Origin of the sequence: Streptomyces sp. QH1-20 (assembly GCF_041283565.1) — a bacterium.
GTDB classification, from domain to species: Bacteria; Actinomycetota; Actinomycetes; order Streptomycetales; family Streptomycetaceae; genus Streptomyces; species Streptomyces syringius.
The window spans coordinates 1,982,203-1,991,530 of the sequence record NZ_CP166299.1 but is presented as its reverse complement, the minus strand read 5'-3'; the positions used below and the strand labels follow the sequence as shown (position 1 = coordinate 1,991,530).

Genomic DNA, 9,328 nt, shown 5'->3' with positions numbered 1-9,328 from the left:
GCTCCTGTCCGCTGTCACCGGTTCCTCCTGTGCTGCGTCGGAGCTATGACCCGTTGTGTGATCCGTAGTGCTGTCCGTACGGCCGGGACGGCCGCCGGAAGTCTGCCCAGGGCGCGGCCGGTCGGCGCACCGCTCGTGGAGCGCGTCGCGGCCCGCGCGCCGGTGACGGCGTACCGCCCGGCGATCGCCACCCCGAGGGCCAGCAGCGACACCCGGCGCGAGAGCCGTACCGCGCGCTCGATGTCGGCCGCCCGGACCGGGCGCAGCTCCGCGCCCAGGACGGGGCGGTGTTCGACGCGGCCCGCGTAGGCGAGGGTGCCGCCCAGCCGCACGCCGAGCGCACCGGCGAAGGCGGCCTCGACGGGACCGGCGTTGGGGCTGGGGTGCCGGGCGGCGTCACGCCGGGCCACCCGCCAGGCGCCGCGCGGGTCGGGGCCGGCCAGGACGGCGAGGGCGGCGGTGAGCCGGGCGCCGGGCCAGCCGACGACGTCGTCGAGCCGGGCCGAGGCCCAGCCGAACCGCCGGTAGCGCGCGGACTTGTGGCCGACCATCGCGTCCAGGGTGTTGACCGCGCGGAAGCCGACGAGGCCGGGCACACCGCCGAGGGCGCCCCAGACGAGGGCGCCCACCACGGCGTCGGAGGTGTTCTCGGCGACGGACTCGACGACCGCCCGCGCGATCTGCTGCGCGTCCAGCGCCTGCGGGTCACGGCCGCACAGATGCGGCAGCCGCTCCCGGGCGACGTCCAGGTCCCCGGCGGCCAGGGCGCCGCCGATGGCCCGGGCCTCACGGCCCAGGGACGTGCCGCCGAGCACGGCCCAGGTGGCGGCGGCGGTCAGCGCGACCTGCGCGCGGGGGGAGTTCCGTACGGCACGGGTCAGCAGCCCGGCGGCCGCGGCGGTGCCGCCCGCGCACACCAGGGTGTGCAGGGCGCCGTAGCCGCGGTGGTCGCGCCACAGCCGTCGCTCGACGCCCTGCGCGGCGCGCCCGAAGGCGGCCACGGGGTGGCCGCGGCGGGGGTCGCCCACGAGGAGGTCGCCGAGAAAGCCGAGCGCGGCACCGGACGCGAAACCGACGTGATCGGCACGCATCGGATCAGACCGCCGTCATGCCTCGGAGGGGTGCACGGAAGACGGAGGGAGGGGGTGTGGGGCGGCAGCCGGGCATCGCGATGTGTCCTCACTCAGGGTCCGCGCCCTGGTTCGACGTGACCGGCGACCAGAGTCTCCTGGCTCCCGGATCGGCGCTGCCCCCGGTCTTCCAGCTCGCTTCGACGAGCCGTGACCCCTATGGACCCACGGGGTGGGGGAGCGCTCCCCGGTGACAGTGGCGGGACCGCGCCGGACTCGCACCGGCTTCCTCTTGCTGTCGCCGTTTGGCCCCGGAAGTCCACCACGGCCCGGGAACGGCCGTCAACTCACGTTTGACCTGCGGCCATGGCCGCCCCGGGCCGTGGGTGGACTGTCGTGCGCGGACGATCAGGCGACGATGAGGTAGATGCCGTACGCGACGGCCGCCGCGCACAGCGCGAAGCAGGCGTACGCGCCGGTGCGCGCCACCGCGGTCGGCGCGGTGGCGGTTGCCGCCGCACCGGCGGCGCCGTCCCGCGTGCCCTGGGGCTTGCGGGACGTGCCGACGATGCCGAGGGTGAAGACGCCCACCATCGCGACGGTGACGACGAGGCTGACGCCGAAGACCTGGCCGAGGGATGCCCAGTCGATGTTCATTGCGTACTTCCTTAAGGCTGGCTGGTCCGGCGTCAGCCGGTCGCGGCGGCCGGGGTGCGCTCGGGCTCACGGGGAGCCGTGGCGGCCTGAGCCGGGACGAACCCGGCCGGCGGCGGGGCGACGGCCTGGAGGGCGGTGGTGACGACACCGGCGGGCTCGGCGACCTGGCCGTCGAGCTCGTTGACGTTGTCGTGCGTCACGGGCTTGCGGCGCGAGGCCAGCCAGATCGCGCCACAGGCGGCGACGGCGAGCACGGCGACCGTGGCGACGCCCCAGTCGCCCTGGTCGGCAAGGAGAGCGGCACCGGCGCCGACGAGGCCGGCGGCCGGGAGGGTCAGACCCCAGGCGGCGATCATGCGGCCCGCGGTGGACCAGCGCACCACGCCGCCCTTGCGGCCCATGCCCGCGCCCATGACGGCGCCGGAGCAGACCTGGGTGGTGGAGAGCGCGAAGCCGATGTGGGAGGAGGCCAGGATGGTGACGGCGGCGCCGGTCTGGGCGGCGAAGCCCTGCGGCGGCTGGATGTCGGCGAGGCCCTTGCCCAGGGTGCGGATGATGCGCCAGCCGCCGAGGTAGGTGCCGAGCGCGATGGCGATGCCGGCCGAGGCGATGACCCACATCGGCGGGTCGGCGTCCGCGCCCAGCGCGCCGCCGGAAATCAGGGCGAGGGTGATGATGCCCATGGTCTTCTGGGCGTCGTTGGTGCCGTGGGCCAGGGAGACCAGGGCGGCCGAGGCGATCTGCCCGGCGCGGTAACCCTTGGCGCTGGCCTCGGGGTCGGTGTCGCGCGCCAGACGGTAGGTCAGCCGGGTCGCCAGCACGGTCGCCAGGCCGGCCACGACCGGGGCGACGACGGCGGGGATGAGGACCTTCATGACGACGGCGTCACCGTGGACGGCGTCCGTGCCCACCGAGGCGATGGTCGCGCCGATCAGGCCGCCGAACAGCGCGTGCGAGGAGCTGGAGGGAAGGCCCGCGAGCCAGGTGAGCAGGTTCCAGACGATCGCGCCGACCAGTCCGGCGAAGATGATCTCCGGCCGGATGCCTGATTCGTCGACGATGCCCTTGGAGATCGTCGCCGCGACCTCCACGGACAGGAACGCGCCGACGAGATTCAGCACGGCCGACATGGCCACCGCGGTCTTGGGCTTGAGCGCCCCGGTGGAGATGGTGGTGGCCATGGCGTTGGCCGTGTCGTGGAAGCCGTTCGTGAAGTCGAACACCAAGGCCGTGACGATCACGATCCCGATGAGAAGCGTGATGTTTTCCATTCACCCAGGCAATCAGCTCGATGGTCAGGTACGCGGCGACCGTAGGGACCCTGGGTGAACGGAAGGTGAACTGGAACGGACCGAGCAGTGACGCCAACCGGAGGCGGATAACGATGACAGCGACCGAAGACCGGATAGCCGACCCCGGGGAGATCCCGCGGACATGGGCGGACGTGGTCTCCACGGCCCGTCGCACCACCTCGGAGGGGCTGGTGGTGGGCACCTCCGGCAACGTCTCCGCCCGGGTGGGCGATGTTGTTCTTGTCACTCCCTCAGGAGTCCCCTACGACCGGCTCGGCCCCGACGACGCCGTCGGCGTCGACCTCGACGGCCGCCGGGTCCTCGGCGAGCTGACCCCCACCAGCGAACTGCCCATGCACCTCGCTGTCTACCGCGCCACCGACGCCCGGGCGATCGTGCACACCCACGCCGTCCACGCCACCGCCGTCTCCACCCTCGTCGACGAGCTGCCGCTGGTCCACTACATGGCGGCGGCCCTCGGCGGACCGGTCCGGGTCGCCCCCTACGCCCTCTACGGCACCGAGGAACTGGCCGGGCACCTCCTGGCCGCCCTCGACGGACGCACCGGAGCCCTGCTGCGCAACCACGGCACGGTCACCTACGGCAGCACCCTCGACCAGGCGTACGACCGCACGGCCCAGCTGGAATGGATGTGCCGCCTCTGGCTGACCGCCGCCACCGTCCCCGGCCACACCCCGACGCTGCTGACCGGAGCCCAGGTGGCCGAGGTCGCCGAGAAGCTCCGCGGCTACGGACAGCGCTGACCCGCGCCCCGGCGTCCCCGACCGGGTCGCCCCCGCCCACTGGCCGGGGACGCCGGGGCCCCACACACTGGAAGGGATGCGCCCGCGTACAGCGGCGGCCCCTCTCCGCACGGCCGCCACGACCGTACTCGGTGCCGGAGCGGCCGCCCTGGCGGCCGGACGGTACGCGAGCGACGCCGCCCTCAAGCCCGCGCCGGGCCGCCCGCCGCCCGGCGAACCACGGCTGACGGTGCACGCCACCGGTGACGGCACGGTCACCCTCACCCGCAGCCTCGCCAGCGAGCGCCCCGGGACGTACGGACTGGTCGCGCGCGGCCTGCACGCCGTCGTCGGCCCCGTCGTCGGGGACGAGCACCCCGCCGACTGCGTCGTACGCCGCCTGGAGCGCGTCGACCACGGCATGGTGCTGCCGGGCACGCGCGCGTGGCTCACCCCGCAGGTCTACTCCGGCAACCCGCGCGACGCCCTCGGCTTCGACCACGCCGACGTCGAGGTGCCCGGCGAGCTCGGGCCGCTGCCCGCCTGGTTCGTGCCCGGCCCCCGCGACACCTGGGTGATCACCGTGCACGGCATCGGCGCCACCCGCGAGCACCCCATGGTCGTCATGCCGTTCCTGCGCGCCCTGCGGGTCCCCGTCCTGGACGTCGCCTACCGGGGCGACCCCGGCGCCCCCCGCCCGACGAACGGAATCAGCCGATTCGGTGCTGCGGAATGGCGCGATCTCGACGCGGCCATCCGCTACGCCCTCCGCTACGGCGCGCGCCGCGTCGTCCTGCACGGCTGGTCCACCGGCGCCACCATGGCCCTGCTGGCCGCCCTGGACTCCGCGCTGTGCCACCGCGTCGTGGGACTCGTCATGGACTCGCCCGTCCTCGACTGGCCCCTGCTGCTGCGCTCCTTCGCCGCCACCCGCCGGGTCCCCGCCGCGCTGCTCCCGCTCGCCGTACGGGCCGCCCAGGGCCGCACGGGGCTGGCCCCGGGCGGGCTGATCACCGCCACCGACCCCGCCCGGCTGACCGTCCCGGCCCTGCTCGTGCACGGCCCCGGCGACACCCTGGCGCCCTGGGAGCACTCCCGGGCGCTCATCGCGCGCCGACCGGAGCTGATCCACCCGCACACCGTCCCGCACGCCCCGCACGCCGGGATGTGGAACGCGAACCCCGCGGGCTACGAGGAGGCGCTGCGCCGCTTCCTGATCCCCTTGCTCTGACGACCGGCCCGATCTGACGTGAGCGGACGTGAACCTCGCTCGGTCAGACGTGATCCGAGGCGGACACGGGCCCGGACCCGATTCCGGTCCCGGGTCCGGTCCCGGGCCGAAAACGAGGGACGCGAGGGCGTCGAGAGGCCTCCGTGACGGCCCCCGTAGCCGGAGGAAAGGATTCCGTACCGCCGGTTACCGGCCCTGAACGGCCGGATAGTTGATCCCGATTGGGTTTTCGGAGCGTCAACGGCAAGACTGCTCCTGTGACGTCCCGTACTCCGCGCGACTCCCGGCTCAGACTGGTCCCCCGACAGCCGATCGCCGCTGCCCGCCGGGCCGTGGCGAATCGCGGCTCCCGACCGGCGCCCCGACCGCCCGCGGGCACCCCCGCGCCGACGGAACTCGCCCGGCAGGCCAGAGGCGGCCTGACCGGCGCCGTCCGGCTGGCCCGCTGGGTGGCCGCCGAATGCGGCCGTGGCACCTCGCTGCGGCCCGGCGAGGCCGGCGGACTCTGCGACGACACGGCCGGGCGGGCCGCCGACGCGCTCAGGCTCACCGACCGGCAGGTGCGGGCCGACTGGGACCGGGCCCGTCTCGCCGGGCTCGTCGAACTCCACGGCGACACCGCCCGCCCCGGCTGGCGGCTGCAGGCCTGGGACCGGGACGACAGCGCCGTGCTGCGCGGCTGGGTCGCCCTCTTCGACGCCTGGTCCCTCGCCCACCCGGAACCCGCCGGGACGGACCCGACCATCGCCGCCGAGGTCGTCGAGGCCGCCCCGCAGCTGCTGTCCGTCATGCACCTCTCGGCGGGCCCGGTCTCCGTCGCGATGCTCCTCGACATCCTCCAGCAGCGCGTCGCCGAGATCCGCGCCGAGCGCTGCGAGGTCCCCTACGGCAACCCCGCCGTGTGGCCCCAGCCCAAACCACCCACACCGCCCGCACCGGGCGTGGCGGACCCGCTGGCCGGGCTGCTCGACTGGGCCCTCGAAGGGCTCGCCTCGGTCGGGGCACTGGTCATGCGGGACGGGCAGGACGCGCCGGTCGCCGGCGACACCCGCGAAGCCCTCCTGACCCCCCTCGGCAACTGGGCGGTCTGGGTCAAGCTCGAGCGGATCTGCGTCGCCGCCCAGAGCCCCGCCGGGAACATCGAGCTGTCCGCCGAGGCCATGCTGCGCGGCTGCGCCGACCTCAGCCCCGGCCCCGCCCGCGCCGAGTACCGGGCCTGGCTCGCCGCGCGGCCCGTGCGCAGCGCCGTCCACGATCTGCTGGAGGCGGCCCGCGGCGACGACGCGCTGGTCCGCGGGCTCGCCTTCGAGGCGCTGCGCGCGGTGGGCGCGCCCGCCGAGCCCGCCGTACGGGCGGCGGCCCTGGAGCCGTGCGTGCGGCCGTACGCGCTGCTGTGGCTCGCCGAGCACGAGGGGCACGACCCGGAGGAGGCGGCCGCCGAGGTCCTCACCCGGGAGGAGGCGACCTGGCTGTGGGTGGACACCGCCGCCGCCGTCGCCGACCACGGCGAGAGCCGGCTGCTGGTCCGCCACCTGGACTCGGCCGTGCAGGGCACCGTGCCGGGCCTGCTGGACGAGATCCGCGCCGTCGGCCACCCCCGCACCGTCCAGGTGCTCGTCGCTCTCGCCGCAGCCCACCCGGACCCGGCCCTCGCCAAGGCGGTCCGCCGCGCCGCGTTCCAGGTCCACCGGGGCGGGGCGTAGGCATGTCGCCGGGCGGGCGGTCGGCTGAGCTCAGCCACAACAAGCCCGTCCGGCGCTTGAGGACGCGCCCGCAGGGCGCCCGCCGCCGCAGGCGGCAAGACGACCGCCGTCGGCAGGACGACCCGCCGTCGGCAGACGCCCCCTACCCCCCGGCGCCGAACGGCGCATACGTCCCGAAGCTCCAGACGTTGCCCTCGGCGTCCTTGGCCAGATAGTCCCGGGACCCGTAGTCCTGGTCGGTGGGCGGCATCAGGATCTCCGCACCGTGCTCGACGGCCCGGCGGTGGTGGGCGTCGGTGTCCTCGACGAGCACATAGACGCCGGTCGGCCCGCCCTCCGCCATCGCCTCGGCGAACACGCCTTTACGGCCCTTGGAGCCGAGCATCACCATGCCGTTGCCGTAGGTGAGCTCGGCGTGCAGCACGGTGCCGTCCTCGCTCTCGTAGACCGCGGCCGCGGTGAAGCCGAACGCCTCGGTGAGCTGCTTGATCGCCGCCTTCGCGTCCCGGTACAGCAGCGTCGGGTAGAGGGTCGGCGGGCCCGTGGGGGCAGCTGCCATGACGATCACTCCTCGGGTGTCGTGGTGACCGGGTGACCAGTCGTCGCGGGGGGCCGTCCACCCCGAGTATCGATGAATCACCCCATATCCGCCCCTTTCGCTGCGCGCCCGCAGGCGGCCCCGCCCGGGCTCTGTAGAAATCCGGCTTGCGCGACACCGCTAGACTGGTCGTATGGCTTTCCTCCTCGTGCATTAGACGGCGTCATAGCGACCCAGCCCGTCCCCACCGCCGTCCCATCTGCCCTGGAGTAGTCCCCCGTGATCACCGCCTCTGGCATCGAGCTGCGCGCCGGCGCACGCATCCTCATCGAGAACGCCTCGTTCCGCATCGCCAAGGGCGACCGCATCGGCCTCGTCGGCCGCAACGGCGCGGGCAAGACCACCCTCACCAAGTGCCTCGCGGGCGAGGGCGTCCCCGCCGCCGGCACCATCGCCCGTTCCGGCGACGTCGGCTACCTCCCGCAGGACCCCCGCACCGGTGACCTCGACGTCCTCGCCCGCGACCGCATCCTCTCGGCGCGTGAGCTGGACTCGGTCCTGCGCAAGATGCGGGAGAACGAGGAGCGGATGGCGAACGGCAAGGGCGCCACCCGCGAGAAGGCCATGAAGAAGTACGAGCGCCTGGAGACGGAGTTCCTGACCAAGGGCGGGTACGCCGCCGAGGCCGAGGCCGCGACCATCGCCGCCGCGCTCGGACTGCCCGACCGGGTGCTCGGCCAGCCGCTGCACACCCTCTCCGGTGGTCAGCGCCGCCGCGTCGAGCTGGCCCGGATCCTCTTCTCGGACGCCGACACCCTGCTCCTCGACGAGCCGACCAACCACCTCGACGCCGACTCCATCGTCTGGCTGCGCGACTACCTCAAGACCTACCGCGGTGGCTTCATCGTCATCTCCCACGACGTCGACCTCGTCGAGACCGTCGTCAACAAGGTCTTCTACCTGGACGCGAACCGCTCGCAGATCGACATCTACAACATGGGCTGGAAGCTCTACCAGCAGCAGCGCGAGGCCGACGAGAAGCGCCGCAAGCGCGAGCGCCAGAACGCCGAGAAGAAGGCCGCGGCCCTCAATTCGCAGGCCGACAAGATGCGTGCCAAGGCCACCAAGACCGTCGCCGCGCAGAACATGGCCCGGCGCGCCGAGCGGCTGCTGTCCGGCCTGGAGGCGGTACGGGTCTCGGACAAGGTCGCCAAGCTGCGCTTCCCGGAGCCCGCGCCCTGCGGCAAGACCCCGCTGATGGCGGAAGGCCTCTCCAAGTCCTACGGCTCGCTGGAGATCTTCACCGACGTCGACCTGGCCATCGACAAGGGCTCCCGCGTCGTCATCCTCGGTCTCAACGGCGCCGGCAAGACCACGCTGCTGCGCCTGCTCGCCCGCGCCGAGAAGCCCGACACCGGGCAGGTCATCGAGGGCCACGGCCTGAAGATGGGCTACTACGCCCAGGAGCACGAGACGCTCGACCCCGAGCGCACGGTGCTGGAGAACATGCGTTCCTCCGCGCCCGACCTGGACCTCGTCGAGGTCCGCAAGACGCTCGGTTCGTTCCTGTTCTCCGGCGACGACGTCGACAAGCCGGCCGGTGTGCTCTCCGGTGGCGAGAAGACCCGTCTCGCGCTGGCGACCCTGGTCGTCTCGTCCGCCAATGTGCTGCTCCTGGACGAGCCCACCAACAACCTCGACCCCGCCAGCCGTGAGGAGATCCTCGGCGCCCTGCGCACCTACAAGGGCGCCGTCATCCTCGTCACTCACGACGAGGGGGCCGTCGAGGCCCTCGAGCCCGAGCGGATCATCCTGCTGCCGGACGGCGTCGAGGACCTGTGGGGCCCGGACTACCGCGACCTGGTCGCGCTGGCCTGATCCACTGCGTATGGATCATTCGGCCGACACGTGATCCATCATCTGAGTGAGTAGGGCTCGTACCACCATGCCGCCCGGCACTCCGGCGCACGCGCTGCCCCGGGTGTCGGGCGCCGTTCGCGCCGGTGGTGACGAGGCCCCTTCTGACCTGCCTCTTCGCCGCACCACCCGTACGGTCGTACGGGCGCAGATGTTCGGAATCGGCTGTTCCGAGGC

The 9,328-nt window shown here is 73.7% G+C and carries 8 protein-coding genes and 1 riboswitch; of the genes, 4 read left to right on the top strand and 4 right to left on the bottom strand.

All coding sequences use genetic code 11. The annotated features are described in order from the left end of the window. Positions 1-14 precede the first annotated feature (14 nt). From AB8O64_RS08865 to AB8O64_RS08855, 3 genes are all read right to left on the bottom strand, one after another. On the bottom strand, positions 15-1,091 hold the full coding sequence (locus tag AB8O64_RS08865) for a cobalamin biosynthesis protein (protein WP_370418664.1): 1,077 nt from the start codon (positions 1,089-1,091) through the stop codon (positions 15-17). A 130-nt stretch (positions 1,092-1,221) separates the two neighbouring features. Continuing rightward, positions 1,222-1,364: riboswitch (cobalamin riboswitch) on the bottom strand. Positions 1,365-1,478: 114 nt separating this feature from the next. Next, positions 1,479-1,727 carry a hypothetical protein gene (locus tag AB8O64_RS08860; RefSeq protein WP_370418663.1) on the bottom strand — a complete coding sequence of 83 codons (249 nt, stop codon included), beginning with the start codon at positions 1,725-1,727 and terminating at the stop codon, positions 1,479-1,481. Between the two features lie 32 nt (positions 1,728-1,759). After that, a complete protein-coding gene (locus tag AB8O64_RS08855; protein WP_370418662.1) occupies positions 1,760-2,998 on the bottom strand; it encodes an anion permease in 1,239 nt (412 codons plus the stop codon). Positions 2,999-3,111: 113 nt separating this feature from the next. Here AB8O64_RS08855 and AB8O64_RS08850 point away from each other — a divergent pair, with 113 nt between their 5' ends. From AB8O64_RS08850 to AB8O64_RS08840, 3 genes are all read left to right on the top strand, one after another. After that, a complete protein-coding gene (locus AB8O64_RS08850; RefSeq protein WP_370418661.1) occupies positions 3,112-3,783 on the top strand; it encodes a class II aldolase/adducin family protein in 672 nt (223 codons plus the stop codon). 76 nt (positions 3,784-3,859) lie between these two features. After that, positions 3,860-4,993 (top strand): alpha/beta hydrolase family protein, encoded by a 1,134-nt coding sequence (locus tag AB8O64_RS08845; protein ID WP_370418660.1) that lies wholly within the window; start codon positions 3,860-3,862, stop codon positions 4,991-4,993. 257 nt (positions 4,994-5,250) lie between these two features. Beyond that, positions 5,251-6,696: a hypothetical protein gene (locus AB8O64_RS08840; RefSeq protein WP_370418659.1), complete on the top strand. Its 1,446-nt coding sequence runs from the start codon at positions 5,251-5,253 to the stop codon at positions 6,694-6,696. Between the two features lie 142 nt (positions 6,697-6,838). On the opposite strand, the gene AB8O64_RS08835 is transcribed toward AB8O64_RS08840, so the two are convergent. After that, positions 6,839-7,255 carry a VOC family protein gene (locus AB8O64_RS08835; protein ID WP_370418658.1) on the bottom strand — a complete coding sequence of 139 codons (417 nt, stop codon included), beginning with the start codon at positions 7,253-7,255 and terminating at the stop codon, positions 6,839-6,841. A 258-nt stretch (positions 7,256-7,513) separates the two neighbouring features. On the opposite strand from AB8O64_RS08835, the gene AB8O64_RS08830 reads away from it, so the two are divergent. Further along, positions 7,514-9,112: an ABC-F family ATP-binding cassette domain-containing protein gene (locus AB8O64_RS08830; protein ID WP_356454625.1), complete on the top strand. Its 1,599-nt coding sequence runs from the start codon at positions 7,514-7,516 to the stop codon at positions 9,110-9,112. Positions 9,113-9,328 lie beyond the last annotated feature (216 nt).

Excerpts from the sequence above, each read along its gene's own strand:
- AB8O64_RS08865 (WP_370418664.1), bottom strand. The coding sequence starts at position 1,091 with ATGCGTGCCGATCACGTCGGTTTCGCGTCCGGTGCCGCGCTCGGCTTT.
- AB8O64_RS08855 (WP_370418662.1), bottom strand. The coding sequence starts at position 2,998 with ATGGAAAACATCACGCTTCTCATCGGGATCGTGATCGTCACGGCCTTG.
- AB8O64_RS08845 (WP_370418660.1), top strand. The coding sequence starts at position 3,860 with ATGCGCCCGCGTACAGCGGCGGCCCCTCTCCGCACGGCCGCCACGACC.
- AB8O64_RS08860 (WP_370418663.1), bottom strand. The coding sequence starts at position 1,727 with ATGAACATCGACTGGGCATCCCTCGGCCAGGTCTTCGGCGTCAGCCTC.
- AB8O64_RS08850 (WP_370418661.1), top strand. The coding sequence starts at position 3,112 with ATGACAGCGACCGAAGACCGGATAGCCGACCCCGGGGAGATCCCGCGG.
- AB8O64_RS08835 (WP_370418658.1), bottom strand. The coding sequence starts at position 7,255 with ATGGCAGCTGCCCCCACGGGCCCGCCGACCCTCTACCCGACGCTGCTG.